Source organism: Aquabacterium sp., assembly GCF_049274795.1.
Lineage (GTDB): Bacteria > Pseudomonadota > Gammaproteobacteria > Burkholderiales > Burkholderiaceae_C > Aquabacterium.
In genome coordinates this window covers 107204-127052 of record NZ_JBASTH010000070.1, presented here as the reverse complement: position 1 = coordinate 127052, position 19849 = coordinate 107204, and the positions used below count along the sequence as shown (strand labels likewise).

General features: G+C 69.0%; 16 protein-coding genes and 1 pseudogene. 6 read left to right on the top strand and 11 right to left on the bottom strand.

Going from position 1 to position 19849, the window contains the following annotated elements; all coding sequences use genetic code 11:
- Positions 1-56: 56 nt before the first annotated feature.
- The 3 genes from WAQ08_RS10640 to WAQ08_RS10630 all read left to right on the top strand — a co-directional run bounded on the left by WAQ08_RS10640 (position 57) and on the right by WAQ08_RS10630 (position 2361).
- Complete coding sequence (locus tag WAQ08_RS10640; RefSeq protein ID WP_422191548.1) at positions 57-614, top strand: carboxypeptidase-like regulatory domain-containing protein; 558 nt, start codon at positions 57-59, stop codon at positions 612-614.
- On the top strand, positions 611-1792 hold the full coding sequence (locus WAQ08_RS10635; RefSeq protein WP_422191547.1) for a DUF748 domain-containing protein: 1182 nt from the start codon (positions 611-613) through the stop codon (positions 1790-1792). Before WAQ08_RS10640 ends, WAQ08_RS10635 begins: the two co-directional genes overlap by 4 nt.
- A gap of 176 nt (positions 1793-1968) precedes the next feature.
- Positions 1969-2361 carry an HU family DNA-binding protein gene (locus tag WAQ08_RS10630; RefSeq protein WP_422191546.1) on the top strand — a complete coding sequence of 131 codons (393 nt, stop codon included), beginning with the start codon at positions 1969-1971 and terminating at the stop codon, positions 2359-2361.
- 92 nt (positions 2362-2453) lie between these two features.
- On the opposite strand, the gene WAQ08_RS10625 is transcribed toward WAQ08_RS10630, so the two are convergent.
- Positions 2454-2663, bottom strand: a complete 210-nt coding sequence (locus tag WAQ08_RS10625) for a hypothetical protein (protein WP_422191545.1) — start codon at positions 2661-2663, stop codon at positions 2454-2456.
- A gap of 3 nt (positions 2664-2666) precedes the next feature.
- On the opposite strand from WAQ08_RS10625, the gene WAQ08_RS10620 reads away from it, so the two are divergent.
- The gene (locus WAQ08_RS10620; RefSeq protein ID WP_422191544.1) at positions 2667-3026 is read left to right on the top strand and encodes a helix-turn-helix transcriptional regulator; all 360 of its coding nucleotides are present in this window, start codon (positions 2667-2669) and stop codon (positions 3024-3026) included.
- A gap of 27 nt (positions 3027-3053) precedes the next feature.
- Here WAQ08_RS10620 and WAQ08_RS10615 read toward each other — a convergent pair whose 3' ends face one another.
- The 3 genes from WAQ08_RS10615 to WAQ08_RS10605 form a co-directional block, all read right to left on the bottom strand.
- Positions 3054-3683 carry a glutathione S-transferase family protein gene (locus WAQ08_RS10615; RefSeq protein ID WP_422191543.1) on the bottom strand — a complete coding sequence of 210 codons (630 nt, stop codon included), beginning with the start codon at positions 3681-3683 and terminating at the stop codon, positions 3054-3056.
- A gap of 83 nt (positions 3684-3766) precedes the next feature.
- Entirely contained in the window at positions 3767-4219 is a 453-nt protein-coding gene (locus WAQ08_RS10610) for a hypothetical protein (protein ID WP_422191542.1), read from the bottom strand.
- A gap of 158 nt (positions 4220-4377) precedes the next feature.
- Positions 4378-5109 (bottom strand): PEP-CTERM sorting domain-containing protein, encoded by a 732-nt coding sequence (locus WAQ08_RS10605; RefSeq protein WP_422191541.1) that lies wholly within the window; start codon positions 5107-5109, stop codon positions 4378-4380.
- A gap of 202 nt (positions 5110-5311) precedes the next feature.
- Here WAQ08_RS10605 and WAQ08_RS10600 point away from each other — a divergent pair, with 202 nt between their 5' ends.
- A complete protein-coding gene (locus tag WAQ08_RS10600) occupies positions 5312-6505 on the top strand; it encodes a methyltransferase (RefSeq protein WP_422191540.1) in 1194 nt (397 codons plus the stop codon).
- Position 6506: 1 nt separating this feature from the next.
- On the opposite strand, the gene WAQ08_RS10595 is transcribed toward WAQ08_RS10600, so the two are convergent.
- The 3 genes from WAQ08_RS10595 to WAQ08_RS10585 form a co-directional block, all read right to left on the bottom strand.
- The gene (locus WAQ08_RS10595; protein ID WP_422191539.1) at positions 6507-7808 is read right to left on the bottom strand and encodes a cytochrome c; all 1302 of its coding nucleotides are present in this window, start codon (positions 7806-7808) and stop codon (positions 6507-6509) included.
- Complete coding sequence (locus tag WAQ08_RS10590) at positions 7805-8551, bottom strand: c-type cytochrome (protein ID WP_422191538.1); 747 nt, start codon at positions 8549-8551, stop codon at positions 7805-7807. Before WAQ08_RS10590 ends, WAQ08_RS10595 begins: the two co-directional genes overlap by 4 nt.
- A gap of 66 nt (positions 8552-8617) precedes the next feature.
- Positions 8618-9262 carry an NAD(P)-dependent oxidoreductase gene (locus WAQ08_RS10585; RefSeq protein WP_422191537.1) on the bottom strand — a complete coding sequence of 215 codons (645 nt, stop codon included), beginning with the start codon at positions 9260-9262 and terminating at the stop codon, positions 8618-8620.
- A gap of 119 nt (positions 9263-9381) precedes the next feature.
- Between WAQ08_RS10585 and WAQ08_RS10580 the strand changes: the two genes are divergently transcribed.
- On the top strand, positions 9382-10293 hold the full coding sequence (locus WAQ08_RS10580) for a LysR family transcriptional regulator (protein ID WP_422191536.1): 912 nt from the start codon (positions 9382-9384) through the stop codon (positions 10291-10293).
- 14 nt (positions 10294-10307) lie between these two features.
- Here the strand turns inward: WAQ08_RS10580 and WAQ08_RS10575 are convergent.
- The 4 genes and pseudogenes from WAQ08_RS10575 to treZ all read right to left on the bottom strand — a co-directional run.
- Positions 10308-10844, bottom strand: a pseudogene (locus tag WAQ08_RS10575) (FAD-dependent oxidoreductase); the annotation flags it as partial.
- A 391-nt stretch (positions 10845-11235) separates the two neighbouring features.
- Positions 11236-12717 carry a glycogen synthase GlgA gene (gene glgA / locus WAQ08_RS10570; RefSeq protein WP_422191535.1) on the bottom strand — a complete coding sequence of 494 codons (1482 nt, stop codon included), beginning with the start codon at positions 12715-12717 and terminating at the stop codon, positions 11236-11238.
- A complete protein-coding gene (locus tag WAQ08_RS10565; RefSeq protein ID WP_422191534.1) occupies positions 12714-17876 on the bottom strand; it encodes a malto-oligosyltrehalose synthase in 5163 nt (1720 codons plus the stop codon). The genes glgA and WAQ08_RS10565 overlap by 4 nt, the downstream gene beginning before the upstream one ends.
- Positions 17873-19837 carry a malto-oligosyltrehalose trehalohydrolase gene (treZ, locus tag WAQ08_RS10560; protein ID WP_422191533.1) on the bottom strand — a complete coding sequence of 655 codons (1965 nt, stop codon included), beginning with the start codon at positions 19835-19837 and terminating at the stop codon, positions 17873-17875. Before treZ ends, WAQ08_RS10565 begins: the two co-directional genes overlap by 4 nt.
- Between the last annotated feature and the right edge of the window lie 12 nt (positions 19838-19849).

Sequence of the window (19849 nt, the reverse complement as noted above, 5' to 3'; positions counted from 1 at the left end):
GCGCATGTCATCATCCATGATGTCTTCGACCCCGCTGATGGAGAAGGAGACCTGTCATGAACAAGCGTACTGTCGAACACATCATCACCTGGCGCCACTTGGCGCTGGGCACTGCCTTGGCCCTCAGCGGCTTGGGCAGCAGCCTGGCACAGACGCAGGTGCCCGCCCCTGCTGCAGAACCGCCCAAGGCCGCAGCCGCAGAGCCTGCCGATCCGGCGTCCGCACCGGCATCCGCAGCCCTGCTGCCCGCGGTGCGTACGAGTGGCCAGACGCAGTACCTCACCGGTGGCGTCGGCCAGGACGAATCGCAAGTGATCAAGGCCGAATCGCGCCACTGGCCCCTGGCGCTGGAATTCGCGGTGCGTGCCCCGCAAGGCCGGGCCCAGTTCGCCGCCGATGTGGACGTGCAGATCCGCAACGCGGCCGGCCAGCAGGTGCTCAAGGCCCGCTCGGAAGGCCCCTTCCTGCTGGTCAAGCTCGCGCCCGGCCACTACACCGTGCACGCCACACTGGCCAGCCAGAGCCAGCAAAAGCCCGTGCAGATCGAGAAGGACAAGCCCTTGCGCCTGTTGATCAGTTGGCCGCCCGGCAACGGCCAGGCATCGCCTGAATGAGCCGGCCACCGCGCTGGATCCGTTGGGCCATCGGCGTGCCGGTGGCCCTGTTGCTGATCGCCCTGGGCGGCTACCAGCTGGCCCTGCACCGGCTGCAGGCCGGCATCCTGCAGGCCCTGGGGCCCCATGCCAGCGTGGGCACGATGGACCTGGGCTGGCGCGCGGTGGAACTGCGCGATCTGCGCGTGCGCGCCTCCAGCCCCGGATGGCCCGATGACGACGAGTTGCGCGCCACGCGCGTGCAGGCCGTGCCGGATCTGCGCAGCCTGCTGCGCGGTCAATGGCGCGTGCGCAGCGTCACCATCGAGGATGCCCATGTGTCCGTACTGCGCACGCGGCAAGGTCAGCTGCGCGTGCTGCCCGCATGGCTGGAGCACAGTGACAAAGCCACGCCCGATGCCAGCGCCAGCACGGCCACTCGCGGCTGGCTCGGTTCAGCCGTAGCCGCACCCGCCGCCAGTGCCGCATCCTCGGCCGCCTCTGCCGTTTCAGGCCTGACACCCGTCGACACCAGCCTGCCCGACATCCACATCGAGACGATCCAGCTGCGTAGCGTGCAGGTGGCCTTCTATGACGCATCCGTGCGCCGCCAGCCCCACAAGCTGCTGCTCGACCAGGTCCATGCCGACATCGGCCCCGTGGTGCTGCCCGCGCTCGCCACCCCGGTGAACATCGATCTGCAGGCGCGCCTGCGAGGCCCGCATCGCAACGGGCTCATCGCCATCAAGGGTGATGTCACGCCCGCCACGCGCGATGCGCAGGTGAGCACTCGGCTCGAAGGTGTCGATCTGGTCGCGCTGCAGCCCTACCTGCTCAAGCTCAACGAGGGCGGTGTCAAGCGCGGCACCCTGGACATGCAGCTCGACGCCACCGTGAAAGACCAGCGCCTGAAGGCGCCAGGCCGCATGACCCTGATCGATCTGGAACTGGGCAGCGGCCAGGGCGTGCTGGGCAACATCGCAGGTGTGCCACGCCGGGCCGTGCTGGCCGCCATGAGCGAGAAGGGCCGCATCGATCTGAGCTTCACGCTCGAAGGCCGCCTGGACGACCCCGCCTTCTCGCTCAACGAACAGTTGGCCATGCGCACCGCCGCGGGTTTGGCCGAGGCGCTGGGCGTGAGCCTGTCCGGCATCGCGGAGGGCGTCGGCAGTGTCATCAAGGGCCTGTTTGGCCGTTGAACAGGGCTTTCATGCAACGCATGGGCTCGAAAGGCCCATGAATCGGGCTCTTCAGACGCACATCAGGCCACGGTGCCCGTCAAATCGCCTCAATCTGCCCTCACAATAAGGCGCCCTGTCTTCAGGGCATCGTGACCCGCCCGGCGGGTCCCCTCCATCAACCATCCTGATTCTTCATGAACAAGACCGATCTCATCGAACGCCTGGCTGAGAAGCACTCCCTGTCCAAGGCTGAAGCTGGCCGCGTCCTGGAAACGCTGCTGGACACCATCGTTGCCCAAGTCAAGAAGGGCGACGCCGTGACCATCCCCGGCTTCGGTTCCTTCAAGCTGCACGCCCGCGCTGCCCGCAACGGCGTGAACCCCAGCACCGGCGCCAAGATCAAGATCGCCGCTGCCAAGCTGCCCAAGTTCACCCCTGGCGCCACCTTCAAGGCCGCCGTGGATGCCAAGGCTGCTGCCCGCAAGGCTGCCAAGGCTCCCGCTGCCAAGCCGGCCAAGAAGGCTGCCGCCAAGCCCGTGGTGAAGGCTGCCAAGCCTGCCAAGAAGGCCGCGGCCAAGAAGAAGTGATCCCCCTGTCGGCACGCCGGCTCGCTGAGCCGCGTGCCGCTGGATCGCACACAGCCCGCCGCCGCATCGACGGATGCGCCGCGCGGGCTTTTTCATGGCCGGCTCACTGATGGCCGCACCGGTGCCATGCCCTTGGCGCCCTTCGCACCGGGTGAACGCAACGGCTGGCTCCACCATTGCGCCAGGGCCACGCCGGCCAGCGCCAGCCCGCCGCCGATCCAGTGATGGCGCTGGGGCACCTCGCCCAGCAACACCGCCGCGATGGCAATCAGCGGGTACAGACAGGACAACAGGGATGACATGGCATGCCCAGGCTACCGCTGCGTGATCCGGCCACACGCCATCTGCGTTTCGAACGCACGCCCATGCCTGTGGCCGCGATGACGGCCGATGACGAACGCACCGTGGCGCAATGGGCCGAGCCCCTGGGCCTGACGGCCCGCACGGTGCACCGCCTGTTCGCGGCCAACACGGGCATGACCTTCGGGCAATGGCGCCAGCAGGCGCGGCTGCTGGCGGGGTTGGAGCAACTGGCCCAGGGCGAGAAGGTCGCCCATGTGGCCCTGGCGGCCGGCTACCGCAGCCAGAGCGCCTTCGCGGCCATGTTCAAGCGGCACTTCGGCATCGCACCCACGGCGTTCTTCGACACGCCATCAGGGGGCTAGGCGCCCCCCCGTGGCGGTGCGCCCTGCTCACCCTTGCTGCACACGCGCCAAAGCCCGCTGCACGGCGGGGCGCTCAGCCATGCGCTGGCGGTGCGCCAGCACCTTCGGGAAGCGGGCGGGGTCGACCCCATCGCTCTCCAGCCAGCCGGCCAGGGTGAACAGGTAGGCATCGGCGATGCTGTAGGCCTCGCCCATCACCCAGGGGCCTTGCAGCAGTTCGCGCTCGATCAGCTCGAAGCAATCGCCATAGCTGGTCGGCACATGGCGGCGCATGGCCTCGATCGCGGCACTGTCCTGCGCATCCACCCAGCGCGAGCCCCGCTTGCCGTGCGCATGCGCCACGTGCACCGTGGAACACAGGTAGCTGTTGAAGGCCTGCACGCGTGCCAGCGCAAAGGGATCGCTCAAGGGTGCCAGGCCGGCCTGCGAAAAGCTTTGCGCCACGTACAGGAGCAGCGCGGGTGTTTCCGTGAGCGCACCTTGCGCCGTGAGCAGCATCGGCACACGGCCCTTGGGGTTGAGCTTCAGGTAATCAGGCGTGCGCTGCTGGCCCTGGGCCAGGTCCACGCGCACGGCCTGGAAAGGGGCGCCTGCTTCTTCCAGCGCGATGAGCACGGCCAGGGAGCAGCTTCCCGGCGCGAAGTAGAAGGTGTCCATGGGATCTCACAAGGTAGACGCCGGCGCGGCGCCATGGCCGCGGGCGACCTCATGATACGTGGGGTGCATGCCCCGCAGGGACCTCAAGGGCGCGTGCGGGCCGCCTCCAGCCGGGCGCTGAACAAGCGCCCTTCCCGCCATTGGTAATCGTTGTCGATCTGGAGCAGGGCGGTGCGGGCGCGGCCCCCGGTGGCCTTGGTGGTCGTGCGCACCGTGCTCTGGCACTGGTAGCCGTCCTTGATCTTCCAGCACTGGTGCTGCGTCAGCGTGAGGTCGATGGTGCGGGCCACGCCGCCGGACACATCGAGCAGGGCGTAGCCGGTGGGGGTGCGCCGCGCGCCCTGCGCAGGCATCAGCACATCGGCCAGGTAGCTGGCCACGGCCTGGCGCTCGGGCGGCTCATCGGCCCCGGTAAAGGCGATGACCGAGGGGCGGGCCTGGGCCTTGGGCGGGGCCGCGGCAGGATCACTGGTCGCGCAGGCCCAGGCATGAGCCCCCAGCAGCACACACACAGCAAGCATTTCAAGGCGAACCATGGGCAGACCTCCGGCCACGCTCATCACCGTGTGATTGTGTGGCGGCCGGCGCCACGGCGGAGCACGGAAGAACCCGCCTTTTTCCCGTCATGAATGCAGCCATGAAAAAAGGCGGCCCACAGGCCGCCTTGTCTCGGTGCGTCAGCCGTTCAGGCTGATCAGGCGCGGCGGCGGCGTGCTGCCAGCGCCACGGCGCCCAGGCCCAGCGCCATCAGGCCGAAGGTGCCTGCCTCGGGCACGGGGGTGGTCGGCAGGAAGGAAACGCCGGCCAGGTAATAGTCTTCAGGCGACTTCCACTTGGCATAGCCCAGCGTGAAGGTGGTGCCGGTGAGCGGGGTGGAGAAGCTCACGCCCTGGCCGCCCAGGGTGCCGAAGGAGTACTCCACCGCCTTGCCGCCGTCGATGGACAGCGTGAAGCCGTCGAACTTGTCCAGCTCGTGCGTGGCCGCATAGGTCGAGCGGTCATCAGGGAAGAAATACAGCGAGTACAGCGACACCTGGGTGCCGAAGCTCAGGGTCAGGGTCTCGCTGTAGGAATCCAGCGAGTAGTTGCCGTCGGTGATCTTGGAGCCGTGCTTGCCCTTGTCATAGCCCGAAGCCACGCCCAGGCCGGCGTTGACGTCCTTGCTCTGGAACACCAGGGCCGACTTGGCCTTGCCGCCATCGGCCGCGGTGACGTTGAGCACGCCAGCCGTGGCGGTGTTGAAGCTCAGGGATTCGCTGCACACGCCTTCCTTGGCGCAGGCATTGGCCGACGAGGCCGTGCCGTTGACACGGTCCGACGGCAGCGACACCACATTGCTCTTGGTGAAAAAAAGGTTCTCGGCGGATGCCAGCGGCGCAGCCAGCAGGGTCAAGGCACCCAGGGCGCCAGCGACGATGCTTTTCATGTGTGTGAACTCCTGACCCGCCGATGGCGAGCGATCTGTAACTCTCGGACACACACATTAATGCAATCCAACAAATCGAGGTGCAGAACCTGCGCTGCCGCCCCCCAGCTTGAGGGGGCCTGATCGGCCCATCCCGTCCGCAAACATGACGGTGTGCGACCGAAATCCCTGAAAGCCCCCTGCCGCTACACTGCCCGGGCCCATGAACGCTCCCACCCTGATCCACTGGACCAACGCAGACGGCACCGCGCGTGAGGCCCGCTGGGGCGCCCTCGGCGGGCAGCCCGCGCCGCACAAGGTTGTGCCCGCCGACGACCGCATGCCGGCCGACACCGCCTACAAGCTGGCCTGCGAGGGCACGGCCTTGCTGTGGCAAGGCGATTTCCAGAACGCGCGGCACCTGCTGCAGGCCCTGGACCGGCGCCTGGACCAGCACGGGCGGCGCCCCAAGGCTGGCACACGCGGAGGGCCGGCACGAGCGCCGCGCCAGGCACCGGCGAAGCAACTCACACCCGAGGCCGCCCGCGAGGCCTTCCACCAGCACCGCCAGCAGCAGGGCCACCGCGCCCGCATCCTGGGGATGCTGCTGCTGCCCTTCGAGGCTGATCACAGCGTGCCGCTGCGTCGCGCACCGGATGTGCGCCAGGCCTGCCTGGAAGCCCATGGCGCGGTGGATGCGCCTTATGTGTCCCCGCTGCGCGAACTGCTGGGCCTGATCGGCGCCCACGAATGGCGCAAGAAGGGCGTGGAGATCCCCGCGCTCAAGGACCGCATCCACACGCACCACGGCGTGTTCTCACCCGTGCGGGGCGAATACGTGGACCTGGTGGCCAAGGCCCCCCTGCCCGCCACTGACATCGCTTTCGACATCGGCACCGGCAGCGCCGTGCTGGCCGCGGTGCTGGCCCGCCGGGGCGTGCGGCGCATCATGGCCACGGACCTCTCGACCCAAGCCCTGGATTGCGCCCGAGAGAACCTGCAGCGCCTGGGCCTGACCGCCCAGGTCGAGCTGCTGCAGGCGGATCTTTTCCCACCCGGGCAGGCGCCGCTGGTGGTCTGCAACCCGCCGTGGCTGCCCGCCAAGCCGGTGTCCACCATCGAGCAGGCCGTGTACGACCCGGACAGCCGCATGCTGCGCGGCTTCCTGGCCGGTCTGCGCGCGCACCTGGCCCCGGGCGGCGAGGGCTGGCTGATCATCTCCGACCTGGCCGAGCACCTGGGCCTGCGCACACGCGCCGAGCTGGTGGGCTGGATCGAGGCTGGCGGCCTGCAGGTGATCGACCGGCTGGACATCCGCCCGCGCCACCCCAAGGCCAGCGATGCGGACGACCCGCTGCATGCCGCCCGCGCCGCCGAAGTGACCTCGCTGTGGCGCCTGGGCGCCGCACCGCGCTGACTCAGTCGTCGCCCCCCGCCCGCAAACGGCCCACCACGTGCGGCTCGACCACGCCGGCGCGGTTGCCCCAGCTGTCGCGCACATAGGTGGCCACCGCGGCGATCTCGTCGTCCGACAGCAGGTGCGCGAAGGGCGGCATGCCGAAGGGGCGTGGGTTGCCCGCCGTGGCCGGCAAAAAGCCACCCTTGGCGATCACGCGGATCACGTTGGCAGGCTCCGCCATGCGCACGGCCCGGTTGCCAGCCAGGCGCGGGTAGACGCCCGGCACGCCTTCACCCTGCTCGCCATGGCAGGCGGCGCAATGCCGGGCATAGAGCGCCGCCCCCTGGGCCAGGCGTGTGCTGGTGGCGCGCACCGGTTCAGGTGGCCGCGATCCAGCCGGCGGCAGGCTCTTGAGGAAGACCGCCATGGCGCGCAGGTCGGGCTCGCTCAAATGCTGCGTGCTGCGGTAGACCACATCGGCCATCGGCCCCATCACGCTGCCCTTGGGCGTCATGCCGGTGCGCAGCAGGGCCACGATCTCCTGCTCGGACCAGTCGCTCACGCCGGCCTCGTGCGGATCACGCAGCGACGGCGCGTACCAGTTCTGCAGCGGCATCAACCCACCGGCCAGCTCCAGCCCCTGCGAGGCGCCCAGCAGGTTGCGCGCCTCGTGGCAGGCCGCGCAATGGCCCAGCCCCCGCACCAGGTAGGCCCCGCGGTTCCACTCGGCCGTGCGCGCGGGCTCGTCACGGTGCACGCCAGGGCGGAAGTACAGCGCGCGCCACACGGCCAGCGCCGGCTGCGTGCTGAAGGGAAAGGCCAGCTCATGCGCGCGGTTGGGCGCCTTGGTCGGCGGCAGGCTGCGCAGGTAGGCGTAGAGCGCGTCGCTGTCGGCGCGAGTGACCTGCGTGTAGTTGGGGTAGGGGAAGGCGGGGTAGAGCAGGCGCCCATCGATCGACCGGCCGTTGTGGAGCGCGCGCCAGAAGGCGTCGGCCGACCAGCGCCCCAGGCCCGTGGCTTCATCGGGCGTGAGGTTGCTGCTGTAGACCGTGCCGAAGGGCGTGGCCAGGGGGCGGCCGCCGGCATAGGGCGCACCACCCCGTTCGGTGTGGCAGGTGGCGCAGTTGCCGGCGCGGGCCAGGTAGGCGCCGCGCGTGATCTGGGCCTCGGTGGTGGGGATCGAAGGTGCGGCGCCTTGGGCTTCGGGCACGGGCGCTTCGTCCAGCCGGTTGAGCGACCACACCGTGGCGGTGGCGATGCCCGCCAATGCAGCCAGCAGGGCCAAGGTGATCAGCCGGCGTCGGCGTGCCTTGAGGCTCATGGTTGGCTCCGAGGCACACCGCCACAAGGCATCGGCAAGGGCTGGGGCAGGCTCACCGCCGGCTTGCCACCCGCCGGCCAAGGCTGGCTGGACAACCACGACGCCACCGCACTGACATCATCGGGTGACAGGCGCCGGGCGATGTCGGCCATGCAGTCGGGGGCCTGTGCGCGCCGTCGGCCGTTGTGCCAAGCACCGATCTGCCCGGCCAGGTAGTGGCGCGGCAGACCCAGCAGGCCTGGGATCGCCGGGGCCACGCCCGTCAGCGTCTGGCCATGGCAAAGCACGCAGGCCGGCAGGCCTTTGGCCGCATCGCCCTGCATGACCAGCCGCTGGCCCCGGGCCAGCACGGCGGGCGATTCAGTGGGGCGGGCAGGCGCCGGGTAAGGCACATCCAGCGTCGCGAAGTAGCCGGCGATCTCGTGCAGGTAGGCATCGCTCAGGTGGTCGAGCAGATAGACCATGGGCGCATAACTGCGCCGCCCATCACGAAAGTTCAGCAGTTGGTTGGCCAGATAGCCGGCAGGCTTGCCCGCCAGGCGCGGGTAGTAGCCATCGGGGCCGGCGCGGCCATCTGCCCCGTGGCAGGTGGTGCAGGCATCGACGCGCTGGCCAATGCTGTCCTGCAAGGGCGACGCCGACAGTGGCGCGAGCCCACCCGCAGGCTGGGAAAAGGCGGCTGGGGCCACGACAGCGCAGCACCAAGCCAGAGCCCAGGCGATCCGGCGTCGAGATCCTTGCATCGGGCCATTGTCGGCCATGCACCGCCACGGTGCAGCATTTTTTTACTGTGGGGAACCCGTGGGCGTTCAGTAGCCTACGGTGAAGCGGCGGCGCGAATGGGCCGGCTTGTCCAGCTCGTCGATCAGGGCCACGGCGTAGTCCTGCAGCGAGATGTGGCTGTTGCCTTGGGCATCGACCAGCAACTGGTCGCCCCCCAGGCGGAACTGGCCGGTGCGCTGGCCGGGCTCGATCATGGCCGAGGGGCTCAGGAAGGTCCAATCCAGCGTGGGCTCGGCGCGCAGCACTTCCAGCGCCTGGCGGGCGCCTTGGGCCGTGCCCTTCCACTGGGCGGGGAAGTCGGGGCTGTCCAGCAGGATCTTGCCGGGCGCCACTTCCAGCGTGGCCGCGCCGCCCACCACCAGGAAACGGGGCACGCCGGCAGCCTTGACCGCCGCCAGGATGCTCTTGAAGCCCTTGACGTAGTAGTCCAGCGTGTCGGCCTGGGCATGGCCGCTGAAGGCCGAGATCACGGCCTCGAAGCCCTGGCCTTTCAGCGCGGCGGTGAGGGCGGCTGTGTCGGTCACGTCCACGCCCTGGGCGCTGACCTTGTCGGTGGTGGCCACGCGCTCGGGGCGCGAGACCAGGGCGGTGATGGTGTGGCCACGGGAGGCGGCTTCCGCCAGCAGGTGGGTGCCGATGAAACCGGTGGCGCCGATGATCGCGATCTTCATGATGGTGTGTCCTTCAGGGTCGGGAATGGGTTCGTGATGGACGGATCTTGCGCCCGCCAATTGATTCGATAAAGAGCCCGGCCGACAATTCATTGTTTCCAGATGATTGACAATCGTGCATGGCCACCATCGACACCCTGAACCTGAACCACCTGCTGGTCTTCGCGGCCGTGGTGGAGGCCGGCAGCTTCACGGCCGCGGCCGACCGGCTGGGCCAGACCAAGGCCCGCGTGAGCCTGGTGCTGCGCGAACTGGAAGGCCAGTTGGGTGGCGCCCTGCTCACGCGCACCACGCGCCGCCTGGCCCTGACCGAGCTGGGGCAGCAGGTGTATGGCGAATGCATCCCGCCACTGCGTTCCGTGCAGGACACGGTGGCGCACCTGGGCCGTGACGACGGGCCGCTCAACGGCACCCTGCGCATCACCGCACCGGTAGACCATGCAGCGCAGTCACTGGCGCCCGCCCTGGCGCGTTTCGCCGTGCTGCACCCGGCCCTGCACATCGACCTGCGCGCCACCGACCAGCGCGTGGACCTGGTGCGCGAGGGGCTGGACCTGTCCATCCGCGTTGGCTGGCTGCGCGACGCCACCCAGCGGGCCCTGAAGCTCGGTGGCTTCGAACAATGGGTGCTGGCCAGCCCCGATTACCTGCACCAGCGCGGCATGCCGAAGCAGCCCAGCGACCTGGCCGAGCACGACTGGGTGGCGCTGAGCCTGCTGCCATCTCCCCTGACCTGGACCTTCACCCACGCCCGCCGCGAGGCGCAGACGGTGCGCATGAGCAGCCGCCTGCGCGTGGACTCTGGCGCGGCGTTGATGGCGCTACTCGAACACGGCATGGGCCTCTCGGTGACGGAGCAGTTCGCGGCCGCCAAGGCACTGCGCGAACGCCGCCTGGTGCGTGTGTTGCCGGACTGGCAGGCCCCCTTTGGCGGCATCCACGCGGTCTACCCGCCGGGGCGGCAGGCGCCACCGGCGCGGGTGCGCGCCTTCGTCGAGTTCTACCGCGAGTGGTTGAGCAAGACGGGTTGACAGCTTGGCGCCGCTCAGGCCGCCATCGCCATCTGCACATGCGTGGGCTTGGTCCCTGTCGTTGCCGACGACAACGGCGGGCACAGCTCGCGCTGCGCATCAATGCGCTCAGCCAGGAAGGCCACATCACGCGAGACGCCCGAGAAGCGGCCCGAGCCCCAGGTGTACTGCCAGGGCAGGCCCAGGAAGTACAGGCCCTTCTGCTGCGTGACGCCACGCGTGTGCACGGGCTGGCCCCAGCCGTTGAACACGGGCGCATCCAGCCATTCGAAATCGGGCCTGAAGCCGATGCACCAGATCACGCTGGTGATACCGGCAGCCTGCAGGTCCAGGCTGAGTTGTTCGCCATCGGGTTGCCACACCGGCTCGTACACCGATGAAGGCGGGGCGTCGATGCCTTGCGATGCGATGTACTTGTCGATGCTGGCGTTGATGCCGTTGTAGACCTGGTCGGCGCGGTCCAGCCCTGCCAGCAGGCCGTGCAGTTGCATGCCCTCGGCGGCGAACTTGCGCAGGTCGATGTCGCGCCCGCCATCGCGGCCGGTGACGAAGCATGCGGAGGTCGCCTCCTTGCCCTTTGCAAAGGCTGGCGCTCAGGGCAGCCTTGCTCTTCACACCAATGGTGCCCCGGCTCGGCCTTCTACGCACGCCACCAGCGGGGCACAAATGGGATGTGGGAGCGGGCGGCCGGGCGCCTTGTTGGCGTCGGAGGCGCGCAGGGAAGGGCAGGTCTGCCACTCGCAGAGCGAGGGGATGGGGAGCATGTTTGAGCCCTGAAAGGGCGAGTTGCGCAGCCACCTGTCCTGGACGAGCACCGCAGAGCAGTCCTGCCGAAGGCGGGACCGCCAACATTGAAGCCCGGACGGCTGCCACCACATCCCGTGCCCCGCGCTGCCCCGACAAAGCGCCCAACCTGTTGCAGTAAAGCAAGCGGTAACCAAATCAAGGCACAACGCCACGGCGTGCCACCAACCCAGCGTACAAGTCAGCATAGGCAGCCGCACTGCCCGCCCAACTGAAATCCTGCGCCATCCCATTGCGGCACAACGTGCCCCAGGTATCGGCATCGGCGTATAGCTCACGCGCCCTGCGAACAGCCTGGATCAGCGCCTCCACCGTCGGCTCGTTCATCTTGAAGCCGGTGGACACGCTGGGCTGCCCCGGCTCGCTCACCGCGTCCAGCACCGCATCGGCCAGCCCCCCGGTGGCATGCACGACAGGCGGCGTGCCGTAGCGCTGGCTGTACATCTGGTTCAGGCCACAGGGCTCGAAGCGCGAGGGCATCAGGAACACGTCCGAACCTGCCTCGATCAAGTGCGCCAGCGATTCGTCAAAACCGATGAAGGACGCAGCCTGCTCGGGCCACACATGCGTGGCCTCACGCCAGGCGGTTTCCATCGCAGGCGTGCCCGCGCCCAGGGCCACCACCTGCGCGCCATCCTTGAGCAGTTCCGGCAGCGCGGCGATCACCAGGTCCACGCCCTTCTGGTCGGTCATGCGGCTGACCATGCCCATCAGGAAGGCCTCCGGGTTCTCGGGCAGGCCCATGCGGCGCTGCAGGGCCAGCTTGTTGCTGCGCTTGCGCTGGAGCGTCACCGCATCGTAGGTCTGGTGCAGGTGCGCATCGGTTGAGGGATCCCACACGCTGGTGTCGATGCCGTTGAGGATGCCCGACAGCACCTCGCGCCGGTTGCCCAGCACACCGCTCAGGCCGCAGCCCAGCGGTTCGCTCAGGATCTCGCGCGCATAGGTGGGGCTCACGGTGACGATGTGGTCGGCGTACTGGATGCCCGCCTTCAGAAAGGACAGCTGCCCCCAGAACTCCACGCCCTCCATGTGCAGCAGGTGGTCCGGCAGGCCCAGCGCGCCGGCCAGGTGCAGCGGAAACAGGCCCTGGAAGGCCATGTTGTGCAGGCCCATCACCGTGGCGACGCGGCGCTGCAGGCCATGGGCCAGGTAGGCCGGCGCCAGCGCTGTGGGCCAATCATTGCAATGCAGCACGTCGGGCTGCCAGGGCAGGGGGCTCAGGCTGCTGGCCAGGCGTGCGGCCACATGCGAAAGCAGGCCGAAGCGGATGGCGTTGTCCTCATGGTCGCGGCCAGATGGGTCACCGTAGGGGCCCCCATCACGCCGGTACAGGGCGGGCACATCGACCAGCAGGGCCGGCACGCCGCTGGGCAGGTGCGTGCGCAGCAGCCGCGCCGCCGGAAAGCCGTGCGCGGCCGGCAGATCGGCCACGGGCGCCACCTCGCCTGCCGCATGCGCGGCCTTGAGCACCGAGTCATAGGCCGGCATCAGCACCTGTACATCCAGGCCCTGGGCACGCAGGGCCTTGGGCAGGTCAGCGCTGACTTCACCCAAACCCCCCGTCTTGACCCAGGGCGCGCATTCCGGCGTGGCAAAAAGGATATTGAGCGTTTTCATGTCCGCGGGATATCGGAGAAGGCCTCGTGCGGCACCAGCACCGCCATCGGCAGGCTGTGGAAGACGTCGGTGATGTTCAGGCGCGGCGGGCCGTCGGTGCCCGTGGCCACGGCCGCCACGCGGCCCCCCAGCATGTCCTGCCAGGCATCGGGCGCGCCGGGCGGCAGCACCAGCGTGGTGTCGCCCCACACGCGGCCATCGGCCAGCACGGATTCATCCCCATGGCACAAGGTGAACAGCAGGCGCGAGACGACGACGATCACCGTCTGCCCGCCATGGCGCCGTGCGAAGGCCACCACGTGCCGGCGCGCCTCGCCATCCACCACCAGCGGCAGGTACTCGCCGTGGGTGAACACACCTTCCCAGCGCTGGCGCAGGCTCAGGGCGCGCCAGGTCAGGTAGAGCTTGAGGCGGCCGTCCTGCAGGCTGGCCTGCATCTCGCACAGACCTTCGGTGCTGGCGCCCTCGGGCCAGGCGCGCACCACGGCATCGAGCTGGGCCGCGAAGCCCAGGTGATCCACCGGGCGGCGGTTGTCAGGGTCGACCAGGCTGAGGTTCCAGCCCTCGCAGCCCTGGTAGATGTCGGGCACGCCCGGGCCGCCCATCTTGAGCAGCAGCAGCGACAGGCTGTTCCAGGCCCCGAAGCGCGCCACCTGCGATTGCAGCCGCGCGAAATCCTGGCGGAAGGCCCCGGCGCCGTCGTCCAGCACCAGGCGCCGGGCGAAATCCACCACCGATTCTTCGTACAGCGCGTCCGGGTGGCGCCAACTGGTCTGGTCCTTGGCCTCGCGCACGGCCTTGAGCGCGTTCTCGCCCAGGCGCTGAGCCAGCGCCTGGCGCTCGGCTTCGTCGGGCGGTGTCATCGGCCAGATGCCCAGCAGGCTTTGGTAGATCATGTACTCATCATTGGCCGAGGGCACCATCTCGCCATCGACGCGGCGCTTGAAGGGCTCGGCCAGGCGGCGCCAGCGCGCCAGGGCCAGGCGCCAGGCGGCCGGCATCTCCGAGAGCACGGCCAGGCGTGCGCGCACGTCCTCGCTGCGCTTGCTGTCGTGCGTGGACGTGGCCAGCATGCCGTGCGGGTGCGTGAAAGCCAGGCGCTTGAGCGATTCGTGGAAGTCGTCCACCGTCATGCCGAACACCGACGGATCGCCCCCGACCTCGTTGAGCGCGAGCAATCGGTTGTAGCGGTAGCAGGCTGTGTCCTCCAACGACTTGGCCATCACCGGCGCGGTGAACTGTTGATAGCGCGTGGCAAAGGCCAGCTTGAGTTCGCGCAACTGGACATCGGGCTCGGTGGGGGCGCTCAGCAAGGTCTCGCGGATCAGGTGCAGCACGCCGACATCCTCCAGGCCACGACGGCGCATGGCTTCGTGCACGGCGATGTCGATCCAGCCCCGGTCCTGCGCGGACATGCCGCGCGCACTGATGTAGCTGCGGTAGACCGGGAAGCCCAAGGTCAGTTCGGCCAGGCCCAGGCGCAGGGTGTGCGGCGTGTGGTCGCGGGTGCGGCGGTCGCGACGGGTGATGTCGTGCAGCAGATGGGTCACGGTGCGCAGCTCGGCGGCCAGCTCGTGCTCCATCACGTGGCGCTTGCTCTGCAGCAACACCTCATCAAATTCTTCGTTCTGGCCGGTGAAGGCGCGGTAGACACGGCTCAGACGCGACTCCTGCGAGGGATCGACCAGCAGGCGCGTGCTGAGGTTGCAGAAGCGGTAGCCGCTGCCACCGTGCACGGGCCATTCGGGCGGCATGTGTTCGGCCTCGCCCAGGATCTTCTCGACGATCAGGTAGAGCGCGCTGTGGCCCTCGGCCTGGCGACGCCCCTGGATGCGCTTGAAGCTGGCCTGCAGGCGCTCCAGGTAGGCGCGCGGATCGGCCAGGCCATCGGGGTGGTCCACGCGCACGCCGTGCACACGGCCCTGCTCGAACCAGTCCCACAGCAGCGCGTGCGACATCTCGAAGACCTCGTCGCGCTCGGTGCGGATGCCGGCCAGGTCATTGATGTTGAAGAAGCGCCGGTAGTTGACGCCATCGGCCACGCGGTAAGAGGCCAGGCGCCAGGCCTGGCGCAGCAACAGCTCATCAAGCGCATCGAAGCTGCGCGGATCACCCACGTGGCCATTGAAAGCTGCGAGCCGGGTCTGCAGGATGGCGCGGGCGGCCGGGTGCTCACGCAGCAGGGTGCCCAGGCGCTGCTTGAGTTCATCCTTCAGGCGCAGGCGCTCGGCCTGCCGTTCAGGGTTCTTTTCCTGGCGCGTGGGCAACGCCTCGAAGCCCTGGCGCAGGGCCTGCCACGCCTGCGCGGCCGCGGCATCCAGGCCTGCATGCGGGCCACCGTCCATCAGCAGGGGCCAATCGCTGGGATCGATGGGGCAGCGGTGGTCGTAGTAGGACAGCACGATGGCGTTGCCCTCGGGCCACCAGTTCAGGCGCAGCTTGCCCTGCTCCAGCACCAGGCCGTACTGGTCTTCCAGCACGGGCAGCAGCACGCGGCCGCCGTGCTCGTCACCGCCCTGCGCCCAGTCGATGTCGAAGTGGCCGGCGTAGCGCGAGGCCGGGCCGTCTTCCAGCACCTCACGCCACAGCGGGTTGTCGGCCTGCAGCACGCCCATGTGGTTGGGCACGATGTCGACCAGCAGGTGCAAGCCATGCTGCGCCAGCGCCGCGCAGAAATCATCGAACTCCGCCTGCGTGCCGATCTCGGGGTTGACCTCGCGCGGATCGACCACATCGTAGCCGTGCGTGCTGCCCGTGCGTGCCTTCAGGAAGGGCGAGGTGTAGACATGGCTGATGCCCAGGCGCTTGAGGTAGGGCAGCAGGGCCTGCGCATCCTTGAACCGCAGTCCGGCATGCAACTGCAGGCGGTAGGTGGCGCGCGGGATGTCGGCCAGGTCGGGGTTCCAAGCGCCTTCTTCAAGCGGCGCAGCCGGGTGGTGGGAGGGGCGTTCTTCCCGCAGAGCCTGGGCCAGGGCGGTCCAGCGCGGATCACGCGCCAGCGTGGCCAGGTCCAACGTGAGCTTACGCCGCCAGTTGGGGTACTGCGCCTCGCTGGTGCCCGGCACGTTGACCTGCTCCAGCGCACCCAGCACGTCTTCAAGCTGCACGGCCACCATGGTGGCAGGGGTACGCGCCACGTAGCGGTGAACGGCCTCTGACAGGCGCGGGTCCGGATCCGTGACGCTGTCTTGCGCGTCGGTCAGGCCATCGGTCAGCAGGTTCTGCTCGCCCAGCGCCTGCAGCAAAGCCGAGCGCTCGCGCCCACGGCGGGTGATGTGGCCTTCGCGCAGTTCCGGGTCGCGGTACACGCCCAGTTCGTCGCGCAGGCGCAGGTCGTCGCCCGTCCAGTAGGCGCGCAGGGTGGGCAGGTCATGCGTGCCCACCGTGGCCATCGCGCGGCGCGGCCATTCGGCGGGGGGCTTGAAGCGGCCCTCGTGCCAGTGCTGCTCGAAGTAGAAGGGCCGGTAGGACAGCAGGCCGTGGCGCTCCATCGCAGCGATGACCTCGGGCGGCACGATGCCCAGATCCTCACCGATGACGACACAGTGGTGGCGCTGGCTCTCTAGGCAGACCAGGCGCAGCAGTTCGTCGAACGAGTTGGCCACATAGGTGCCCTGCAACGGGTCCGCCCCGGGCACCACCCAGAACAGGCGCATCAACCCCATCACGTGGTCGATGCGCAGGGCGCCGGCGTGACGCATGTTGGCGCGCAGCACATCGAGCATGGGCTTGAAGCCGGCCTCGCGCAGGCGCTGCGGCGTGGGCGGCGAGAAGCCCCAGTCCTGGCCATTGGGGTTGAGATCGTCGGGCGGTGCGCCCACCTGCACGCCTTGCGCATACAGCGCAGGCTGGGCCCAGGTCTCTGCACCACCGGGGTTCACGCCGATGGCCAGGTCACGGTACAGGCCAATACGCATGCCCAATTCGCGCGCCAGGGTCTGCACGGCCTCGAGCTGCAACTCCGCCTGCCATTGCAGGTACTCGAAGAACTCGACATCGGCCTCGTGGCTGCTGGCGAAGTCGCGCACGGCCTTGCTGCGCACGTCACGGTAGGCCTCGGGCCATACCGGCCAGCCCCACAGGCCGGCATCCTTGCGATGGAAGTAGCGCTGCAGCGCGTCGTACAGGGCCTGCAGGCGCAGGTTGCGGCCATGCGTGCGCTGGAACTGGCGGAAGCGCCGCGCACGCGCCGTGCCGCGCGCCAGGTGCTGTGACCTGAACCGCGCGTACAGCAGTTCGAACACCTGGAACTTGAGGTCGGCCACGCCGGTGTAATCCACCATGGTGACTTCGCGCAGGGTCTGCAGGCGTGCACGCCAGGCGGGCGAACTCACCAGACGCTGGCAGTCGTCGCACTCGGCGTACTCGTGGATGTCTTCCACGTCCAGGTAGAGCGCCTGCGTCCATTGCCGGCTAGACGGGCTGTAAGGCGAGGCCTGCTCAGGCGCGTGCGGGAACAAGGCATGCAGCGGGTTGATGCCGACGAAGTCGGCCCCGGCGCGCGCGGCCAGTTGCACCAGCTCACGCAGATCCCCAAAATCGCCCATGCCCCAGTTGGCGCGGCTGCGCACTGCATAGAGCTGCACGGACAGGCCCCACACACGGGGATGCGGATCCAGCGGACCGGCCAGTTCATGTGCCCGGGGCGGACACACGATCAGGTTGGTGGCCGCAATGGCCTGGCGCGGCTCACCGGCCTCCAGCGTGAGGCGGTGGTAGCCCGCAGGCAGGCCGGGCGGCAGCTCGACCAGGGCAGACACCAGGCGCGGGCCATCCTCACGCAAAAGTTCGGCGGGAAAGGGGGGCGTGACCTCGGCTGCCGCCGCGATGGACGTGCCCTGCAGGCCCTGGCCGCCTTCCAGCGCGATGAACCACGTCACCGGCCGGCCCAGTTGCTCGGCCGGCAAGCGCAGGGGGCATGCCAGGGGCGCGGCCGAGGCCGTGACCACCAGGGATGGCGGCAGGACTTCTTGCTCGGCCTGTTCACGCAGGGCCGTCAGTGATCGGCTGGCCTCGTCGTCGTCATCGGCCGGGTAGCCCATGGCCTTGCAGACGCGGCGCAGGGTGGCGGCCTCGACCGTCATCACACGGCCCCAGGCGTCCTGGTAATCCAGGGAGATGCCAAGCTGATGGCACAACAGGGTGAGCAGCGAGGTCATGGCAGCACCTCCTCCACCAGGTGCAGGCGCACGGACCACGGGCCGAGCGCACCGGGCAGCGCGCCCTGGTCGTCGCCCACACCGAACAGCAGGGCGCCATCGACACGGGGCAGCGGCTCGCTGGGCTGGTCGGCCAGGTGGAGACGCATCACCAAGGTACCCGCCCCCTCGGTGGGCCAGCTGATCTCGACGGTGCGCGGGCCCAGGAAGCGGCTCGTGGCCGCACCTGCGCGGATAAGGGGCAGGCGTGGCGCCACCATGTGCGCGCGCACGGCCAGGGCCTGGGTGTAGAAGGACAGCCAGTCGCGGTGGGGCGCAGCGCGCAGTTCGTCCCAGTCCAGGGTGCTGGCGCCGAACACGGCGGGGTCGTTCGGATCGGGCACGGTGGGTGTGTCTTCACCATCGTTGCCCTGGGCATGCTCCCGGCGGCGGCCTTCACGCACCGCGCGGGCGAGATCGCCCTGGAAATCACAGAAGTAGTGGAAGGGCGCGGTGGTACCGAACTCCTCGCCCATGAAGAGCATGGGGATGCCGGGCGACAGCAACTGGATGCAGGCCAGCGCCTTGAGCGGTGCGAGCGCGCTGAGCGCGGTCAGGCGTTCGCCAAAGGCGCGGTTGCCGGTCTGGTCATGGTTCTGCAGAAAGTTCACGAAGCAACTCGCCGGCAGGTCACGGCTGGGTTCGCCTCGCGGGCCGCCATCGTGGGCTGAAGGCTCCCCCTGGAAAGCGAACCCTTCGGTCAGACAGCGCACCAATTGCTGCAGCGGCTGCTCGGCGAAGTCGCGGTAGTAGCCGTGGGTCTCTCCCGTGAGCAGCACGTGCGCGGCCTGATGGAAATCGTCGTTCCATTGCGCTTCGAACAGGCCCGGTATCCCGGGCTTACCCAAATGGTGTGCCTCATTGCGGTTGTTCTCAAGCACCAGGTGGATCTGGCGGCTGCCGGTGGCCTCACGGGCACGGCGCGACAGCTCGGTCAGGAAGTGATCGTCCGAGGTGTCCGTCATCGCATGGGCCGCATCGATGCGCAGGCCGTCGAAGCGGTATTCGGTCAGCCAATACAGCGCGTTGTGGATGTAGAAGTCGCGCACGGTGGCGGCGTGCTTCGCATCGAAGTTGATCGCGTCGCCCCAGGGCGTCTGGTGCGCGGGGTTGAAGAACTCGCGCGCGTAGGCATGCAGGTAGTTGCCATCGGGCCCGAAGTGGTTGTAGACCACGTCCAGCAGCACCATCAGGCCCCGCGCATGCGCCGCCCTGATGAAGGCCTTGAGGTCGTTCGGGTGGCCGTAGCTGGGCTGCGGTGCATAGGGCAGCACCACGTCGTAGCCCCAGCCGCGCTGGCCGGGTGCCGAGCCCAGCGGCATCAGCTCGATGGCGGTGACACCCAGGGCGGCCAGGTGGTCCAGCCGGCGCTCGGCGGCCTTGTAGGTGCCTTCGGCGGTGAAGGTACCCATGTGCAGTTCGTAGACCACCGCCTCCGCCCAGGGGCGCCCCTGCCAGGCCATGTCGTCGCCCCAGTCGAAGGAGCGCGGATCCAGCACCTGGCTGGGCTGGTGCACGCCATCGGGGTTGTAGCGCGAGGCGGGGTCGGGCACGTCCAGCATGCCGTGCTCGGTGCCCACGGCGAAGCCGTAGCGGTCACCGGCGCGGGCCTGTGGCACCTTCACGTGCCACCAGCCACCGTCCGCTTTTTCACAAGGCAGCTCCAGCCGGCCACCCGAGGCGGGTTGGAACACCAGGTCCACCTTGGGGGCCGCGGGCGCCCACAGCCGAAAGGCATAACCCGAACGCGTGTCGTCCGGATCGATGCGCACGGGCCCGAAGGGCATGGCATGCAGGCATCGGCCCAGCCCAGGCACCACAGGCGCGATGGGCTCCACATCGGAAGGCAGCGTGTCCGGTACCGGGCAGCGGTCCTGACCCAGATCCTCGCCAGCCATCGCGCTCAGGGTGACGGCTGTCATGCGCGCAGCTGC